The 17081-nt window shown below is 62.0% G+C and carries 16 protein-coding genes; 9 read left to right on the plus strand and 7 right to left on the minus strand.

Translation table 11 applies throughout. From position 1 onward, the window contains the following. Positions 1-133: 133 nt before the first annotated feature. The 3 genes from cysN to ACIPSK_RS32790 all read right to left on the minus strand — a co-directional run bounded on the left by cysN (position 134) and on the right by ACIPSK_RS32790 (position 3472). Positions 134-1630 (minus strand): sulfate adenylyltransferase subunit CysN, encoded by a 1497-nt coding sequence (cysN, locus tag ACIPSK_RS32780; protein ID WP_017963421.1) that lies wholly within the window; start codon positions 1628-1630, stop codon positions 134-136. Between the two features lies 1 nt (position 1631). Further along, complete coding sequence (cysD, locus tag ACIPSK_RS32785) at positions 1632-2585, minus strand: sulfate adenylyltransferase subunit CysD (RefSeq protein WP_017963422.1); 954 nt, start codon at positions 2583-2585, stop codon at positions 1632-1634. Between the two features lie 128 nt (positions 2586-2713). After that, entirely contained in the window at positions 2714-3472 is a 759-nt protein-coding gene (locus ACIPSK_RS32790) for a phosphoadenylyl-sulfate reductase (RefSeq protein ID WP_162119595.1), read from the minus strand. Positions 3473-3892: 420 nt separating this feature from the next. Here ACIPSK_RS32790 and ACIPSK_RS32795 point away from each other — a divergent pair, with 420 nt between their 5' ends. The 3 genes from ACIPSK_RS32795 to ACIPSK_RS32805 all read left to right on the plus strand — a co-directional run bounded on the left by ACIPSK_RS32795 (position 3893) and on the right by ACIPSK_RS32805 (position 5317). After that, positions 3893-4339 carry an RrF2 family transcriptional regulator gene (locus ACIPSK_RS32795; protein WP_017963424.1) on the plus strand — a complete coding sequence of 149 codons (447 nt, stop codon included), beginning with the start codon at positions 3893-3895 and terminating at the stop codon, positions 4337-4339. Positions 4340-4434: 95 nt separating this feature from the next. Further along, a complete protein-coding gene (locus tag ACIPSK_RS32800; protein WP_017963425.1) occupies positions 4435-4821 on the plus strand; it encodes a DUF6152 family protein in 387 nt (128 codons plus the stop codon). Positions 4822-4843: 22 nt separating this feature from the next. Then, positions 4844-5317: a DUF6644 family protein gene (locus tag ACIPSK_RS32805; RefSeq protein ID WP_017963426.1), complete on the plus strand. Its 474-nt coding sequence runs from the start codon at positions 4844-4846 to the stop codon at positions 5315-5317. Positions 5318-5332: 15 nt separating this feature from the next. On the opposite strand, the gene betA is transcribed toward ACIPSK_RS32805, so the two are convergent. From betA to betI, 3 genes are all read right to left on the minus strand, one after another. Continuing rightward, positions 5333-6985, minus strand: a complete 1653-nt coding sequence (gene betA, locus ACIPSK_RS32810; RefSeq protein ID WP_017963427.1) for a choline dehydrogenase — start codon at positions 6983-6985, stop codon at positions 5333-5335. Between the two features lie 195 nt (positions 6986-7180). Next, complete coding sequence (betB, locus tag ACIPSK_RS32815; RefSeq protein WP_162119596.1) at positions 7181-8644, minus strand: betaine-aldehyde dehydrogenase; 1464 nt, start codon at positions 8642-8644, stop codon at positions 7181-7183. Next, on the minus strand, positions 8641-9282 hold the full coding sequence (gene betI, locus ACIPSK_RS32820) for a transcriptional regulator BetI (RefSeq protein WP_162119602.1): 642 nt from the start codon (positions 9280-9282) through the stop codon (positions 8641-8643). The genes betB and betI overlap by 4 nt, the downstream gene beginning before the upstream one ends. A 139-nt stretch (positions 9283-9421) precedes the next feature. Here betI and ACIPSK_RS32825 point away from each other — a divergent pair, with 139 nt between their 5' ends. From ACIPSK_RS32825 to ACIPSK_RS32845, 5 genes are all read left to right on the plus strand, one after another. After that, entirely contained in the window at positions 9422-9970 is a 549-nt protein-coding gene (locus ACIPSK_RS32825) for an HdeD family acid-resistance protein (protein WP_162119597.1), read from the plus strand. 218 nt (positions 9971-10188) lie between these two features. Then, positions 10189-10428 carry a ribbon-helix-helix domain-containing protein gene (locus ACIPSK_RS32830; protein WP_017963432.1) on the plus strand — a complete coding sequence of 80 codons (240 nt, stop codon included), beginning with the start codon at positions 10189-10191 and terminating at the stop codon, positions 10426-10428. Between the two features lie 157 nt (positions 10429-10585). After that, a complete protein-coding gene (locus tag ACIPSK_RS32835) occupies positions 10586-12403 on the plus strand; it encodes a GGDEF domain-containing protein (protein ID WP_162119598.1) in 1818 nt (605 codons plus the stop codon). Positions 12404-12481: 78 nt separating this feature from the next. Continuing rightward, entirely contained in the window at positions 12482-13477 is a 996-nt protein-coding gene (locus ACIPSK_RS32840) for an NAD(P)H-quinone oxidoreductase (protein WP_162119599.1), read from the plus strand. Positions 13478-13637: 160 nt separating this feature from the next. Further along, complete coding sequence (locus tag ACIPSK_RS32845) at positions 13638-14417, plus strand: class I SAM-dependent methyltransferase (protein ID WP_017963435.1); 780 nt, start codon at positions 13638-13640, stop codon at positions 14415-14417. Positions 14418-14693: 276 nt separating this feature from the next. Here the strand turns inward: ACIPSK_RS32845 and ACIPSK_RS32850 are convergent, their stop codons facing one another. Beyond that, the gene (locus tag ACIPSK_RS32850) at positions 14694-16124 is read right to left on the minus strand and encodes an MFS transporter (RefSeq protein ID WP_162119600.1); all 1431 of its coding nucleotides are present in this window, start codon (positions 16122-16124) and stop codon (positions 14694-14696) included. A gap of 101 nt (positions 16125-16225) precedes the next feature. On the opposite strand from ACIPSK_RS32850, the gene ACIPSK_RS32855 reads away from it, so the two are divergent. Continuing rightward, positions 16226-16849 carry a helix-turn-helix transcriptional regulator gene (locus ACIPSK_RS32855; RefSeq protein WP_162119601.1) on the plus strand — a complete coding sequence of 208 codons (624 nt, stop codon included), beginning with the start codon at positions 16226-16228 and terminating at the stop codon, positions 16847-16849. The last annotated feature ends 232 nt before the right edge of the window (positions 16850-17081 follow it).

The following is a 17081-nucleotide window of genomic DNA, read 5'->3' on the forward strand; positions in this document are numbered from 1 at the left end:
ATTCTCGACCATTGCGCCCCGTTCAACTCGTATCGCTTCACTCCCATCAAGGCCTCCGTGCTTCACACGGTACCCTATGAATCAGTGATCAACCGATTTGGGAATCCTGAATGTCGATCGGTCCTAGTCTTTATCAGATATCGCTTGCGGCACTCGACCAAAGGTCGGCGGCTTCTGCCGCCGTCATGCGCCGCACGTCGGCCTCGTGGCTGCGGCTGGCGAAGAGTTCGCTTGCCATGATCTGTTCGGCAAGATCGGCCGGAAGCGAGAGAATGACGCGGGCTTCGCCATTGTGGAGGCCGCCGAGTTCGCTGCGCTTGCCGGTCACCATGCCGCCGGCGACCGTGTTATTGGTCTCCGGATCGATCAGGATGAAGGAGCCGGACAGCCGGTTCTGCTCATAGGGATCGAAGATCGCCGCTTCGTCGAACACGAGCCGGACTTTGCCGATGGCGTTCATGTAGAGCCGCTGGGCGGAATTCCAGGCGCCGGTCTTCAGCTCCAGTTGGCTGAGCGGCTGCACCTGGACACGCTGGCGGCGGCTGCCGCTCTTCAGCCAGTAGCGTTTGCCGGGCTCGATACCCTCCGGCTGCAGCGCGACGATCTGTGCGTCGAAGGCAAGGCCGACCTGCGGCTGGGCGTCGATCGAGACGATCATGTCGCCGCGCGCCACATCCACCTGGCGGTCGAGCACCAGCGTGATCGCGTCGCCGGCAACGGCCGCGTTGCGGACGAGATCGAAGGTGACGATCTTCGAGACGTTGGCGACCATGCCCGACGGCAGGATCATGACGCTGTCGCCCGGCTTGACCGAGCCGCCGGCAACCGTGCCCTGATAGCCGCGGAAGCTTTCGCCCGGACGCGAGACGCGCTGGACGGAAAGGCGGAAGCCGACCGTCTGCGACGAGCGCACGGTGGCAAGTTCCAGCGTCTCCACCAGCGACGGGCCGGTGTACCAAGGCATGGCGGCCTGGCCGGAATAGACGACGTTTTCACCCTTCAGCGCCGACATCGGAATGGCGGTGATCTGCTTGACGCCGAGCGACAGGGCAAATTCCCGGAAGTCATGGCTGATCTTGTCGAAGCCGGCGCGGTCGTAGCCCGTCAGGTCGATCTTGTTGACGGCGAGCACGAACTGCTTAATCCCCAGCAGCGAGGCGATCGTCGCGTGACGGCGCGTTTGTTCCAGAATGCCGAGGCGCGCATCGACGAGCAGGATGGCGAGATCGGCGGTCGAGGCACCGGTCGCCATGTTGCGGGTATATTGCTCATGGCCGGGCGTGTCGGCGACGATAAAGGAGCGCTTGTCGGTCGAGAAATAGCGATAGGCGACATCGATGGTGATGCCCTGTTCGCGCTCGGCCTGCAGCCCGTCGAGCAGCAATGCGAAGTCGGGCAGGCCGAGATCGTTCTGCTTGCCGGTGGAATCGCGCTGCAGGGTGGCGGCCTGGTCTTCCTTGACCGCCTTGGTGTCCCAGAGCAGGCGGCCGATCAAGGTCGACTTGCCGTCATCGACGCTGCCGCAGGTGATGAGGCGCAGCGGCCTGGTATCGCGCTGAGCCTTGAGCGGCTCGGCGGCGGGCAGGCTGACGACGGTGGCGGCCGAGACGGCGGTTTGGGCTGCGGTCATCTCAGAAATATCCTTCACGCTTCTTCTTTTCCATGGAGCCGGACTGGTCGCGATCGATGGCGCGGCCCTGGCGTTCGGACACCGTTGCAATTTCGAGTTCGGCAATCACCTCTTCGAGGGTGGTTGCCTGTGAGCGGATGGCGCCGGTCAGCGGGAAATCGCCGAGGGTGCGGAAGCGGATCATGCCTTCCTGGCGGACTTCGCCGGACAGCAGTTCGAGGCGCGGATCTTCGGCCAGGATCATCATGCCGTCGCGCTCCACGAAAGGTCGCTTCTTGGCGTAGTAGAGCGGCACCAGCGGAATGTCCTCGGCCTGGATATAACGCCAGATATCGACTTCGGTCCAGTTCGACAGCGGGAAGGCGCGCACGCTCTCCCCCTTGCGGATCATGCCGTTATAGATGTTCCAGAGTTCCGGCCGCTGGTTGCGCGGATCCCAGCGATGGTCGGGCGTGCGGAAGGAATAGATGCGCTCCTTGGCGCGGCTGGCTTCCTCGTCACGCCGCGCACCGCCGAAAGCGGCGTCGAACTGGCCGGCATCAAGCGCCTGGCGCAGCCCCTCGGTCTTCATGATGTCGGTGAAGGCGGCCGATCCATGTGTAAACGGCGTGATGTTTTCGGCTTTGCCGCGCGGATTGATGTGCTCGATCAGATCGAGATCATACTTCTTCGCGGTCTCGTCGCGGAAGGCGATCATCTCGGAGAATTTCCAGCCGGTGTTCACATGCAGCAGCGGGAAGGGCACGCGGCCGGGATAGAAGGCCTTGCGCGCCAGGTGCAGCAGCACCGAGGAGTCCTTGCCGATCGAATAGAGCATGACGGGACGCTCGAATTCGGCCGCAACCTCGCGGAAGATGTGGATGGATTCGTTCTCCAGCGCTTTCAGATGCGGGTCGAGCGGCGCCTTGGCGCTCTGCGGATTGCTGAGTTCCGTATCCGGACGGCTATCGGGCATGTGTTACTCCAGGCTATCGGTCGTTTACGGCTCGCCGCAAAACTTGATGTTGGCTTTCCCAGGGAATGTTGACTTTCCCAAGGCTGCGGCGGCTGCCCGCGCCCTGATTGGGAAAGCCGTGGGGTGATTTACTGTGCGGCGATCGCTGTGGCCTCTTCGGCGACATGCAGGCCGCATTCGCGCGTCTCGTCCTGCTCCCACCACCAGCGGCCCGCACGTTCCGGCTCGCCGGGTTTTATCGCCCGGGTGCAGGGCTCGCAGCCGATCGAGGGATAACCGCGGGCATGCAGCGGATTGACCAGCACGCCGTTTGCGGAAACGAAGGCCTTGATCGCCTCCAGGTCCCAATCGGCGAGCGGATTGACCTTCAGCAGATGCCGTTCCGCGTCGTATTCGGCAAAGGGCGTTTCGGCACGGTTGGCCGATTGGCCGCGGCGCAGGCCGGTGATCCAGATTGCAGCACCTTCGAGGGCACGCGCGAGCGGCTTCAGCTTGCGCATGCCGCAACAGGCGTGGCGGGCTTCGACGCTCTCGTAGAAACCGTTGAGGCCGTATTGCGCCGCATAGGCGTCGATATCGGCCTTCTCGGGCTCGAAACGATGGATATGGATGTCGTACTGGCTTTCGGTCTCGTCGATCAGCGACAGCGTCTCGGCAAACAACCGGCCGGTCTGCAGCGTCGCGATATCGATCGGCAGGCGGTGCGTGCCGATCTCGGCGGTGATCACCTGGTCCTCGATGCCGAGTGACGTGGTGAACACCACGCGGCCGCCAAGGCCGCAGACCAGCGACAGACGTCCGGCAAGGTCGAGACCTGCCAGTCTGTCGTTCAGCGCCTCGGCTTCCGCAATCGGCCCTTCTTCCGCAATCCTATTGATAGCAGTCATGAGAATCCTGTCCTTTGTTGACGGGAGTATCGCAGTTCACGCATGGATCGGACAGAAAAAGGGATTTCGAAAGCTGCGGCCGGAGGAGCAAATATCTCTCCGAAGCTGCCGCGATGCAGAAAAGCAGCCGCCTGCGGATGAAAATCCACATCGGCAGCTCGAATGTCTATAAAAATAGTAGAGTTACACGCAGCCTGTCAATCCGAAATCTGAAGTGATGCCGAAAATGGTGCAGAAGGCGCGGTTTTGGCATAGATTAAGCGTGCTTGGCCGAGGGCGAAAAACAAGGCCAAAACGCTTGTCTCTCAAGGCTTTCTCCGGCGCGTTCAAATTCCGTTCATGCTGGTTGTGCCATAGAGGTGAAAGTACTTCCGTAGCGGTGCGGAAATTCGCGCCGCCTGTGTGTGTCGATGGTCAAAAATGATTACGCAAAAGGCGAAATATGCGCTGCGAGCGCTCACGGTCTTGGCTGATGCCGATGCCGACGAACCGGTGATGATTTCCGATATCGCAGCGCAGCAGAAGATCCCGAAGAAGTTCCTCGAACAGATCCTGCTCGACCTGAAACATCACGGCGTCGTCGTCAGCCGTCGCGGCAAGCAGGGCGGTTATCTCCTGCTGAAGCCCGCCCACACGATTACCTTCGGCGAGATCCTGCGCATCATCGATGGCCCGATCGCGCCGCTGCCGTGCCTGTCGATCACTGCTTACCGCCGGTGCGACGATTGCGACGGCGAACAGAATTGCCAGATCCGCCACGTCTTCGCCAAGGTGGCCGACGCCACCCGCAAGGTGCTGTTCTCGACGACCATCGCCGATGCCATCGCCCCAAAGCACAGCGCCGAAGTCACCCGGCTGCTGGCCTGAGCATACGCCTGCCTCTTTCTTCAAGATTTGGTGAAATACCTTTTCCTCCAGTCGGGATGCTCCACCTGCCTGCTCATGCTGGTAGGGAGAATATCATGTTTGGAATTTCAGCACAGCGAGTACTGGCTGCGGCCATACTCTCGGCGGCCCTAGCGACAGGCGCGGCCGCTCATCACGGCTGGTCGTGGGCCGAGGCGGATCAGATCGAACTGCGCGGCACCATCGACAAGATCTCCATGGGCGGCCCGCATCCGACGCTCGATGTCGCCACCGCCGATGACGGCGTCTGGCTCGTCGAACTCGGCAATCCGCGCCAGACGGAACGCTCCGGTTTCATCGAAGGTGTGGCCAAGCCCGGCGACCAGGTGGTGGCCCTTGGAAACCGTTCGCAGGATGCAAAAGAGAAGCGGCTGAAGGCCGTACGCCTCACCATCGGCGAGAAGCGCTACGATATCTATCCCGACCGCATCAAGACGAACTGACCTCTGGGCGAACTGACCTGCCGTGATGGACACTCTCGAATGGCTGTCGGCTACCACGCCTGCGCTCGCGCTCCGGCGCTCCGGAGCGCTCTACATGTTCGTCAACGCAGCCCATATCCTGGCGATCGGCCTCTTGGTCGGCGCCATCCTGCCGCTTGATCTGAGGCTCGCCGGCTTCTTCCGCAAGGTGCCGGTTGAGATCGTCGCGCCGTTTCTATCACGCGCCGCCGCCGTCGGCCTTGCCGCGGCTGTTGTCACCGGCTTGTGCCTTTTCAGCGTCCGGGCGGTCGAATATGCCTTCAATCCCGCCTTCCTTGCCAAGCTTTGCCTGATCGCCATCGGCCTTTTCAACCTGTCGATCGTTCATTTCGGGCAAGGCTGGAAAACGGCGGTGTCGACAGGCATCGTCCGGACCGGCCTGCGCTTCTCCGCCGCCCTGTCGGCCGCGATCTGGATCGCCGCCCTCATAGCCGGACGGTGGATCGGTTTTCTCTGAAACCGGATAACCGGATCAGCGGTCGCTCACCGCCCAGCGCGGGTTGACCCACGGTTCCTGGTTCGAGCGCGCCAGCGGCTGTTTGCCGAGGATATGGTCGGCCGCCTTCTCGCCGGTCATAATAGAGGGTCCGTTCAGGTTGCCATAGGTGACGTGCGGGAAGATCGAGCTGTCGGCGACGCGCAAGGCCTCGACGCCGATCACCCGCGTTTGCGGATCGACCACCGCCATCGGATCGTCCTTGGCGCCCATCCGGCAGGTGCCGCAAGGGTGATAGGCGCTTTCCAGATGTTCGCGCAGGAAGGCGTCGATCTCGTCGTCGCTCTGCACGCCTTCGCCCGGCTGGATCTCCGGCCCGCGATAGTCGTTGAAGGCGCTCTGCCCGAAGATTTCGCGCGTGAGCCGCACGCAGTGGCGGAATTTCTCCCAATCCTCCGCATGGCTCATATAGTTGAAGCGCAGCACCGGATCGGCCTTAGGGTCGGCGGAGCGCAAGCTCACGCTACCGCGCGATTTCGACAGGTTATAGCCGACATGAACCTGGAAGCCGTGGCTCTTCGCCGCCGCCTTGCCGTCATAGCTGATCGCCACCGGCAGGAAATGGTACTGGATATCGGGTTGCTTCAGCCCTGCTGCAGACCGCAGGAAGGCGCACGCCTCGAATTGATTGGAGGCGCCGAGCCCGCCGCGCGAGAGCAGCCATTGCGCGCCGGCCACGCCCTGCCAGAACCACGGCAGCCAGGAATAGAGCGACACCGGCTTGGTGCTGACCTGCTGGAAGTAGAATTCCATATGGTCCTGCAGATTGGCGCCGACCCCCGGCCGGTCGGCCTTCACCGTAATGCCCAAGTCCTGCAGATGTTGGCCGGGACCGATGCCCGACAGCATCAAGAGCTTCGGTGAGTTGAAGGAGGAGGCCGAGACGATCACCTCGCGGTTCGCCTTCACCACCTCCATTCTGCCCTTGCGTTCGATCTCGACGCCTGTGGCACGCCCGTCCTCGATCACGATCCTCTGCGCAAAGCCGTAGATGATCTTGACATTGTCCCGCCTCAGCGCCGGTTTCAGATAGGCGTTGGCGGCAGACCAGCGGCGGCCGCCGAAGATGGTCTGCTCCATCAGGCCGAAGCCTTCTTGCTTGCTGCCGTTATAATCCTCCGTCGCCTCGAAACCCGCCTGTTTGCCGGCCTCGACGAAGGCGCGGAAGAGCGGATTGGTGAAGCCGCCACGCTGGACATGCAGCGGCCCGTCTGTGCCGCGCCAGCCCTCTTCGCCGCCATGCGAATGTTCCATCCGCTTGAAATAGGGAAGCACGTCGGCATAGGCCCAGCCGCTGGCGCCGAGCTCCTCCCAGCGGTTGAAATCCTCGGCATGGCCGCGCACATAGACCATGCCGTTGATCGAGGAGGAGCCGCCGATCACCTTGCCGCGCGGCGCGGTGATGCGCCGATTGTTGAGGTTCGCCTCCGGCTCGGACAGATAACCCCAATTATATCGCTTCATGCTCATCGGCCAGGCAAGGGCCGCCGGCATCTGGATGAACGGCCCGAAATCGCTGCCGCCCGCCTCGATGACGATGACACTGTTCTTGCCGTCTTCCGACAAGCGGTAGGCGAGGGCGGAGCCGGCGGAGCCCGAGCCGATGATGACGAAATCTGCTTGTTGCATGACATTCCCTTAGATTCTTTTGCAACGGTGCCAAAGACCCCGCCCCAAACCCTTCCCCACAAGGGGGAGGGGCTTAACCTGCCGCGCCGCCTCGCCACGCGATCAACCCAACGGCGGGTGCGGTCGAAGTGCGACGGTGCCGCAGGCTAGCCCCTCCCCCTTGTGGGGAGGGGTTGGGGAGGGGTCTTAATCCCTTCAATAAGGCGCCACCACCGGCCCCATGCCGACATAGACCGTCTTCAGCTCGGAATAATGCTCCAGCGCGGCCAGCGAATTCTCGCGGCCGAAGCCGGATTGTTTCGAGCCGCCGAAGGGGATTTCCACCGGGCAGAGATTATAGGTGTTGATCCACAGCGTGCCCGCTTCCAGCCGGTCGACGACGCGGTGGGCGCGGGTGAGGTCGGCAGTGAAGACGCCGCCGGAAAGACCGAATTCGCTGGCATTGGCGCGGGCAATCACCTCGTCCTCGGCGTCGAAGTCGAGCACGCACATGACCGGCCCAAAGATCTCCTCGCGGGCGATGGTCATGTCGTCGGTGACGTCGGCAAACACCGTCGGCTGCACGTAATAGCCTTCGCCGGAGACGTTGTTCGGAATGCCGCCGCCGGCAATCAGGCGCGCGCCCTCGGCCTTGCCCTTCTCGATGTAGGAGATCACTTTCTCGCGCTGCGCCCAGGAGACCATCGGTCCGACCTGCGTCGCCTCGTCCATCGGGTCGCCGATCAGCATCGCCTCGGTGCGGACCTTCAGCCGCTTCAGGAATTCGGCCTTGACGGTCTTCTGCACGAAAACGCGCGTGCCGTTCGAGCAGACCTGGCCGGTCGAATAGAAATTGCCGAGCATCGCGCCGCCGACCGCCGAATCGAGATCGGCATCGTCGAAGACGATGAGCGGCGACTTGCCGCCGAGTTCCATCGTCACGTGCTTGAGGTTGCCGGCGGCAGCGGCCGCCACCCTGCGCCCAGTCGGCACCGAGCCGGTCAGCGACACCTTGGCGACATCGGGATGGTTGACGAGCAGCGGCCCGGTGTCGCGGTCGCCCTGGATCACATTGAAGAGCCCCTTCGGCAGTCCCGCCTCGTGCAGGATCTCGGCGATCTTCAGCGCCCCGAGCGGCGTGTTCTCGGAAGGCTTGAACACCATGGCATTGCCGCAGACAAGCGCCGGCGCCGCTTTCCAGCAGGCGATCTGCTGCGGATAGTTCCAGGCGCCGATGCCGACGCAGACACCGAGCGGCACCCGCTTGGTGTAGGCAAAATCCTGGCCGAGCGGGATATGCGAACCGTTGAGACCGGCCGGCGCAATGCCGCCGAAGAATTCGAAGGCATCCGCACCCGAGGTCGGGTCGGCGACAACGGTCTCCTGGATCGGCTTGCCGGTGTCGAGCGTTTCGAGCTCGGAAAGTGCCCGGTTTCTCTCGCGCATGATCTCGGCCGCCCGTTTCAGGATCCTCCCGCGCGCCATTGGGCTCATCGCCGCCCATTCCGGCTGGGCGCGTTTGGCCGCGGCGATCGCCCGTTCGACGATGGCGGGTGTTGCGGCATGCAGCCTGGCGATCACCTCGCCGGTCGCGGGATAGAGGCTCTCGATGACGGTGCCGTCGGTATCCTCGACATATTCGCCGTCGATGAAGTGCGAGGCTTTCGGCTGGGCTTTCATGTCATTTGTCCCTTGGGTGGTTCGATGTGGTCGTCCCTTCTCCCTCCGGGAGAGGGGGAGGTGGTGGCCAAAAGCGCATTCAGATAATCTTCCGTCAGCGCGATCGAGGCTTCAATGCCGATCGGCGCCGATTTCAGACTTTGCCGGATATAGAGCCCGTCGATCATCGCCGCAGCGCCTTCGGCGATGCGTTCTGCGGCGTCGGCGGGCAGCAGCGCCTTGAGATCCGCCAGCAGATTGGAGCGCAGCCGCCTGGCATAGATCACCAGAAAGCGGCGGGTCTCTTCCGAGCGCTGCGCTTCGGCGTAAAAGGCAAGCCAGGCGGCAATCGTGTCCGGCGCGAATTGGTCGGCGTGGAAGCTGACGCGGATGATGGCCGAAACCCGCGCGCGCGGCGTTCTGGCGGCCTTAAGCGCCGCCACCGTGTCGTTGCGTAATTGTCTTAGAAGCGAGCGGATCGTCTCGATCAGCAATTGCTCCTTGCTGCCGAAATAATGATGCGCCAAGGCTGGCGACACGCCGGCCTGCCGAGCGATGTCGGACATGGTGACGGCAAGCGAGCCGTGATCGCCGATCACCCGCAGCGCCGCGTCGACAAGCGCCTTGCGGCGCACCGGCTCCATTCCGACTTTCGGCAACAGACCACTCCTTGAAATCAGGAGCAGGTTATTTTTGATTGACTGATCAATCAATAAAAATCTTTCTCGATTTGATTCAGCGCAGATCTTTTCCTGAAAAATTGCTGCAGCATATGTTGAATCCAACAGGAGGTGCGTCATGGCCGATGTCTTCGAGGGAACGCCGACATCTTCGCTGCAGTCGAAATGGATCTGGTTCGCCGGCCTCGGCGTGCTGCTGCTCGTCTGCGGTCTGATCGCGCTCGGCAATCTGATGCTCGCCACCGTCGTCTCGGTCTATTATGTCGGCATGCTGATGCTGTTCGGCGGCGTGATCTATCTCGTCCATGCCTTCCAGGTGCGTGGCTGGGATCATGTGCTGTTCTGGATGCTGAGCGGCCTGCTCTACGTGCTCGCCGGCATCTGCGCCTTCGTCAATCCGATCCTGACTTCGGCGGCGCTGACGCTGTTTCTCTCGCTCGCACTGGTCATCGCCGGCGTCTTCCGCATCTGGGTCGGCATGCGCATGAAGCCGGTCAAGGGTTGGCGCTGGATCGTCGCAAGCGGCGTCATCACCGCCCTTGCAGGTTTCGTCATCGCGCTCGGCTGGCCGGTGAACAGCCTCTGGATCCTCGGTCTGTTCCTGGCCGCCGATCTCATCGTCCAGGGTTCGACGATGATCGCCTTCGGCCTCGGCATCCGCAGTTGAAACTGATGCCGCTGACCGTTCTTTTTTGACAAGACCCGTTCTTTTTTGACAAGACTAGGACAGGGGATTAGACTTAAGGGGTTATGGGCCGATCCCAACACGCGGACGGTCCGATGTGCGAATGCACCAAGGCACCGGCGAGATCGCCGAGAATGCTGAATATGGTCATGCATCCCCCAGAGACAGGGTTCTGCCTGATCAGAAAAGGGAGGAAGTTCATGCCGATGGTCACCGTTTCCATCTCTCCGCAACAGGCAGCGGGTATCCGCGCCGCCGTCGATAATGGCGGCTATGCCTCGAGCAGCGAGGTCGTTCGCGAGGCGCTTCGTCTCTGGGATACCGCCCGCAAGCTCAATGAGTTCCGGGACGATATGCTAGACGACGACGCTCCATCCGGCGGCAGATGCGTCGCCGACATGTTCGCCGATCACGAGGCGGAGCGCCGTCGCTCCGCCTGAGCAAGCATCTGATTGCATTGGAAAAATGGAATAAACGCGGAGCGCGTAGGACGCCCTTGCGCGTTTCATAAAACTTTCACACTGGCGAAAGAGTTCATTGACCCTTCTGCGGCATGTTCCGGACGAAAAGAACATGTCACAGTGGAGATCAGCCCCAATGAAAACCGGGATGTCCTTGGCTGCCACCGTCGCGCCGGATGTCCTGCGCCGCTACGCCAGCGATCAGATCGTAACCCTTGCCAAGCTCGTGGTCGAGAACGCCTTCCAGCCGATCGTCGAGGCCGGCACCGGCACGGTCTTCGGCTACGAATCCCTGATGCGCGGGCAGGACCGCATCGGCTATGATACGCCGGTCGAAATCCTTGATGAAGCACATCAGCTGGGCCAGTTGCTGCAGCTCGAACAGATGGTCGCCAGCCGCGCTCTCGCCAAATTCGCGACGCTGTCGAATTTCTCCACCTCGACGCTGTTCCTCAATCTCGATGTCCGGCTCATCCCGCATGGCGAAAGTCTGGTCGAGACCCTGCTGCAACACCTGCGCAAGGCCAATATTCCGCCATCCTCCGTCTGCTTCGAATTCTCCGAGCGTTTCGACAATACCAGCGTGCCGGAATTTTCCGGCCTGGTTTCCAGGTTGCGCAAGGCTGGTTTCAAGCTGGCGATCGACGATTTCGGCGTCGGCAATGGCGAGATGAAGCTGCTCTGCGACTATCCCGTCGATTATCTCAAAATCGATCGTCATTTCGTCGCCGAGATTGACCGCAGCCCGCGCAAGCGTCATCTCTTGAAAAGCATCGTCAACATTGCCCACGTGCTCGGCACACGCGTCGTCGCCGAAGGCATCGAGACCGAGGCCGAATTCATCGCCTGCCGCGAATATGGCGTCGACCTCGTCCAGGGCTGGTTCATCGCCCGTCCGACAACGCATATATCGGAGCTGGCGCCGTCCTTCCCGCATCTGCAGGAGCTCAGCAAGAGCAAGCGGGGCAGTCAGTCGCTCGACGAAATCCTCATCCGCAAGCAGATCGAGCTGCTGCCTACGGTCTACGAGAATGACAGCATCGACAACGTCTTCGAACTCTTCCGCCGCAATCCGCGCCAGGCCTTCTTTCCTGTCCTCAATGCCAATGACGAGCCGCGCGGCATCATCCACGAGCATCACCTCAAGGAATATATCTACCAGCCTTTCGGCCGCGATCTCCTGAAGAACAAGATGTATGAGCGCAGCATCTCGCATTTCGTCGAGATGGCGCCGATCGTCGGCCTCGACAGCGACGCCGAACAGCTGATGGCGATCTTCGCCAACATGGATGGCAGCAACTGCCTGATCTTGACCGACAATATGCGTTATGCCGGCGTCGTCTCCGCCGCCTCGCTGATCAAGGTCATCAACGAGAAACAGCTGAAGACCGCGCAGGACCAGAACCCGCTGACCGGCCTGCCGGGCAATCGCGCCATCCGCGATTTCATGCGTCAGTCCGGCCGCGACGGCGATGAGCTCCGCCACTTTTGCTATTGCGACTTCGATAATTTCAAGCCGTTCAACGATGCCTATGGCTTCCATCTCGGCGACCACGCAATCTCGCTGTTTGCCGCGCTGATGCGCCGCTATTTCTTCGCCGAGCGCCATTTCCTCGGCCATGTCGGCGGCGACGATTTCTTCATCGGCATCGTCGGCTGGACCAAGGAGGAACTGACGGAGATCCTCGACCGGCTGATCAGCGATTTCCACGACGACGTGCGCGATCTCTATTCCGACGAGGACCGCGCCGCCGGCCGCATCCTCGGTCACGACCGCACCGGTGTTGAAGCTTTATTCCCGCTGATGCGCTGCTCGATCGGCGTCATCGAACTGCCGGGAGGCCTCGTCATCGACGATATCAACCGCGTCAGCGCCGAGATCGCCATCATCAAATCGGCCGCCAAGGACAGCGAGGAAGGTCTCGTCTTCCATTTGCTGGGCGAGGCGAATTGACGCCTTTGCCACATCGTGCCTTCCAAAGCCTGCGGGGCTGATTTATTCCGGTTGCTTCCGATTAGGGAGGAGCCGGTCATGCCTTTGCCTCAGGATATGCGTTTCGTCGATCTGCCGTCCTTCGGCGGACCGGAGGTGATGGTAATCGGCAAGAGGCCGCTGCCTGTGCCTCGTGACGGAGAGGTCCTGGTGCGCGCCGAGGCGATCGGCGTCAACCGCCCCGATATTGCCCAGCGCCAGGGCAGCTATCCCGCGCCCAAGGATGCGAGCCCGATCCTCGGCCTGGAATTGTCGGGCGAAATCGTTGCCGTCGGCCCCGGCGTCCGCGGCCATGCCGTCGGCGACAAGGTCTGCGGGCTCGCCAATGGCGGCGCCTATGCCGAATATTGCCTGTTGCCGGCAGGCCAGATCCTGCCCTTTCCCAAGGGTTATGATGCGGTGAAGGCGGCAGCTTTGCCTGAGACCTTCTTTACCGTCTGGGCCAACCTCTTCCAGATGGCCGGGCTGACGGAAGGCGAGACGGTGCTGATCCATGGCGGTTCCAGCGGCATCGGCACGACGGCGATCCAACTCGCCCGCGCCTTCGGTGCCGAGGTCTACGCGACGGCGGGCTCGAAGGAGAAATGCGAGGCTTGCGAAAAGCTTGGCGCCAAACGCGCGATCAACTACCGGACCGAAGATTTCGCCGAGGTGATCAAGGCCGAGACCGGCCACGGCGTCGATGTCATCCTCGACATGATCGGCGCGGCCTATTTCGAGCGCAACATCGCCTCACTGGCGAGGGACGGCTGCCTGTCGATCATCGCCTTCCTTGGCGGCGCGATCGCCGAAAAGGTCAATCTCTCGCCGATCATGGTCAAGCGCCTGACGGTCACCGGCTCCACCATGCGGCCGCGCACGGCGGAAGAAAAACGCGCCATTCGCGACGATCTGCGCTCCGAGGTCTGGCCGCTGCTCGCCGCCGGCACCGTCGCCCCCGTCATTCACAAGGTCTTTGCCTTCGACGAGGTCGTCGAAGCCCACCGGCTGCTGGAAGACGGCAGCCATGTCGGCAAGGTCATGCTCACCGTCTGAGGTCAGCTTCGGACCAGCATTCGCGCGCAAGGTGAAGCTGATCCTGCCTGTTTGTGAGTCCCCGGGGTCATTAAACAGTCGTCTGATCGAAACCCGGCCCCGAACTGCGCATCTTGATGTGGCGTTGCTTGCGCGTTGTACGGTCCCTACGAGGAATACAATGGCTCTATTCCACGCCTGCCCCATCTGCCGCAGCAGAATTCCGCATTTCGAACCGCTTCCGCGCTACTACATCGACAAGGCGGTCGAGCACGGCTTTCCCTATCGCGTCGATGAATTCGAGACGATCAACCATCAGGCTTACAGCTGCCCCAATTGTCATTCGTCCGATCGGGACAGGCTCTTCGCGCTGTTCCTGACGCCGGTGTTCCAGCGCCTCAACCCGGCGCAGGCCTTCCGGTTCCTGGACATTGCCCCGGGCCGGGCCTTGAGCTTCTGGCTCAAGAGCCACCCGCATATCTTCTACCGCAGCTGCGACATGTATATGCCCGAGGCAGACGATAAGGCTGATATCCACAACCTGCCCTACGCCGACGAGACCTTCGACTTCGTGCTTTGCTCCCATGTGCTCGAACATGTCGAGGACCCAGTGCGTGCCACCGCCGAAATCCGGCGTGTTCTCAAGGAGCACAGCATCGCCATCCTGATGGCGCCGATCTGCCTGTCGATCGAGCACACCCATGAAAATCCCGAAGTGACGACGCCGGAAGGCCGCTGGGCGCATTTCGGCCAGGACGACCATGTGCGCCTCTTCTCAAGGTCCGGGTTCATCGATGTGATCCAGCGCGCCGGTTTGGCGGTTCAGCAAGTTCCAGTCACCGAATTCCTGACGCCCGAGGTCTGCGATACCTATGGCATTGGCCGCAGCTCCGTCCTCTATCTTGGCGTGAAGCAGCAGGCCGTCCAGCAGGAGCCGGAACCGGAGCGCAACGTCGCCTAATGCATGTCGCACGGAAGTGTGCCGCGGTTCCGGGACAACGATATGCATAAAAACAAAGGGCTAAAACGTGTTGCATGTATCAAATTTGATGCGACGTGCTTTAGCGTGTGATGCCGAAAAGTGTGAGCGGTTTTCTCATGACATCATGCTCGAACTCTTGAATTGAGAACAGGATTCAGATTTTAGGTCGACAGAGCCTAAAATCATCCTGTTCTAAGAGCACAACAAGCGTTCAATTATGAAAAGGCGGCCCCGAACCCGAGGGGGCGCCTTTTTTTAATTGTGGCTATCTCTCAGCGTCGTCGTCGCCGCCGCAACCGCGACGATGCCCGGTAGCGCCATCAGCAGATAGAGCCAGTGCGCCGCCGACAGCGCGCCTGCTATGCCGCCGGGATTGACGAGGCCGGCGCCATTGGCGATGACGCCTGAGAAGGCCGCGCCAAAAGCGCCGCCGAGCGAACTCATCGTCGGGATCGCGGCAGATGCCTTGTCCTTCTCGTTGTCGGCGACGAGTTTCAGCACCATGGCGACGAGATGCGCCCAGCCGAGCCCGATGCCGAAGCCCATCATGAACATGCCGATCGCCGCCGGCACGATGAGGAGCATATGCCCCTCGGGATTGTCCTTGGCCAGGAAGACGGCGAGGCAAGCGGTCGCCGCCGCTTCGATGAGGGCGCCAATGACGATTGCCGCATACGCCCGCCTGCCGGTCAGCGAGCCGCTGAGGAAGGCCGCAAACGTCCAGCCGAGGGCAACCAGCGCCACCAAATAACCCGATAGGAGTGGCGCCACCCCATGCAGGGTCTGCAGGAAATAGGGAATGAAGACGTCGCTAACGAGCACGACGGTCATGGCGAGCATCGTCAGATAGACCCGTGCAATCGGCCGGGAAAGGCTGACGGCGCCAGACGGCAAAAGCCCGTTCGGGCTTCGGCCCTCGATGAAGAGCATGCCGGCGACCGCGACGACCGAGGCCGCGATCAAAGCGATTTTCGCGCCTGTTGTCTCGATCGCGCCGGCCGCGCTGACCATCAGCACGGCGGCAAGCAGCAGTCCGATCTGGGCAATCGGGGTCTTCTTCTGCTCGCGGTCGTCCTCGACCTCGGGCAGAAGCCGCGGCGCCAGGAACGCCATCAGCAGGCCGAGCGGCACGAGCACGATAAAAGCAAAGCGCCAGGCGTGACCCGAAGAGAAGAAGCCACCGAGCGTCGGCCCGACGACGGTCGAGACTCCCCAGATCGCCGCATAGAGCGTCGAGGCCTTCGGCCATAGCGGCTCGGGATAAACGAAGCGGATGAAGGCATAGCCGAGTGCTGCAAGCGCGCCTGTTCCTAGACCCTGCACCGCGCGTCCGATCAGCACCACCGGCATCGACGGTGCGGCTGCGGCAATCAGGCTGCCGACGCCGAAGACCAGTGCTGCGAACACATAGACAGATCGAAGCCCGATACCGCGCGGCCGCATGGCGACGAAGATCGAGCCGAGTACCGCGGCGGCGACGAACAGGCTGGTGACCCAGGAAAACAGCGCGAGGCCGCCGATATCGCGCACGATCGAAGGCGCGATCGTCGCCATGATGTAACTCTCCACCGCATAAAGCGTCACGCCGCCGGCCAGCATCAAGGTTGCCGGCAGGTGCTCGGGCAGAAAGAGGCGGAAAAGGGAACTGGGATTCGGGATAGCTGCGGTCTGGTCGATATCCGACATGGGAGGAACTCGATATTTTTGCTGGCGAAGGATTGTTTTCCAAGTTATAAATTGGAAAATTACATGCAGGCTCGAATTAAACAAGACTTGACTTGGAAAATATGCGTCAGTCCCCAGCTAACCGGATCCTGATCCTGATAAAGACCGACGGCCCGCAGCTTGCCGCCGTGATCGGCGATGCGCTCGGCATATCAGGCGAAGCCGCCCGCCAACAGCTGTCGAAGATGGCGGAGGAGGGCCTGGTGGAGCCGGTCACCGTTGCCGCCGCGGGCCGGGGCCGGCCGCGTCAGCTCTGGCACCTCACAGCCAGCGGCAACCGCCAGTTCCCGGATGGCCATGCCGAGCTGACGGCAAATCTCCTCGGCACGCTCGTCGAACAGCTCGGTCCCGCAGCCCTCGATACCGTCATCTCCGCCCGCGAGGCCGAGACGCTGCAGCGCTGTCGCCAAGAGCTCGGCAAGGCGCATGACCTCGCCTCGCGCGTCGAGGCCCTTGCCGCGATCCGCACCCGCGAGGGCTATATGGCCGATCAGTGGCAGGAGGCCGACGGCTCCTTCATGCTGGTCGAAAACCACTGCCCGATCTGCGCCGCCGCCACCGCCTGCGCCGGCTTCTGCCGCTCCGAACTCGAAACCTTCCGCGCCGTCCTCGGCGCCGATGTCGAGCGCAGCGAACACATCCTCCTCGGCGCCCGCCGCTGCGCCTATCGCATTAAGCCGCATTGAGGCGTCGTGATGCAATGTCGCCCATCCGGTAGCTTCCCACCCTCAGTCATTCTCGGCCTCGAGTTACTGCCGGCTGGTGCCAATGGCTGCCCCTCACCCTAACCCTCATATGCGCTAGGTTTAGCGCTGGACATAAGGAATCTGGTTGTGATTCAAGCTTTGGATGAAGATTCGTCCTGAGATTTTGGATCATTGGCCGGAAGTGCGCGCGCGGCTTCCGGCGGGTTTTGAC

The sequence above is a fragment of the Rhizobium sp. LARHSG275 genome, from assembly GCF_052871115.1.

What these genes read in the sequence shown, in the direction of transcription:
- cysN (WP_017963421.1), bottom strand. Translation starts at nt 1,630, where the DNA reads ATGACCGCAGCCCAAACCGCCGTCTCGGCCGCCACCGTCGTCAGCCTG.
- cysD (WP_017963422.1), bottom strand. Translation starts at nt 2,585, where the DNA reads ATGCCCGATAGCCGTCCGGATACGGAACTCAGCAATCCGCAGAGCGCC.
- ACIPSK_RS32790 (WP_162119595.1), bottom strand. Translation starts at nt 3,472, where the DNA reads ATGACTGCTATCAATAGGATTGCGGAAGAAGGGCCGATTGCGGAAGCC.
- ACIPSK_RS32795 (WP_017963424.1), top strand. Translation starts at nt 3,893, where the DNA reads ATGATTACGCAAAAGGCGAAATATGCGCTGCGAGCGCTCACGGTCTTG.
- ACIPSK_RS32800 (WP_017963425.1), top strand. Translation starts at nt 4,435, where the DNA reads ATGTTTGGAATTTCAGCACAGCGAGTACTGGCTGCGGCCATACTCTCG.
- betA (WP_017963427.1), bottom strand. Translation starts at nt 6,985, where the DNA reads ATGCAACAAGCAGATTTCGTCATCATCGGCTCGGGCTCCGCCGGCTCC.
- betB (WP_162119596.1), bottom strand. Translation starts at nt 8,644, where the DNA reads ATGAAAGCCCAGCCGAAAGCCTCGCACTTCATCGACGGCGAATATGTC.
- ACIPSK_RS32825 (WP_162119597.1), top strand. Translation starts at nt 9,422, where the DNA reads ATGGCCGATGTCTTCGAGGGAACGCCGACATCTTCGCTGCAGTCGAAA.
- ACIPSK_RS32830 (WP_017963432.1), top strand. Translation starts at nt 10,189, where the DNA reads ATGCCGATGGTCACCGTTTCCATCTCTCCGCAACAGGCAGCGGGTATC.
- ACIPSK_RS32835 (WP_162119598.1), top strand. Translation starts at nt 10,586, where the DNA reads ATGAAAACCGGGATGTCCTTGGCTGCCACCGTCGCGCCGGATGTCCTG.
- ACIPSK_RS32840 (WP_162119599.1), top strand. Translation starts at nt 12,482, where the DNA reads ATGCCTTTGCCTCAGGATATGCGTTTCGTCGATCTGCCGTCCTTCGGC.
- ACIPSK_RS32845 (WP_017963435.1), top strand. Translation starts at nt 13,638, where the DNA reads ATGGCTCTATTCCACGCCTGCCCCATCTGCCGCAGCAGAATTCCGCAT.
- ACIPSK_RS32850 (WP_162119600.1), bottom strand. Translation starts at nt 16,124, where the DNA reads ATGTCGGATATCGACCAGACCGCAGCTATCCCGAATCCCAGTTCCCTT.
- ACIPSK_RS32855 (WP_162119601.1), top strand. Translation starts at nt 16,226, where the DNA reads ATGCGTCAGTCCCCAGCTAACCGGATCCTGATCCTGATAAAGACCGAC.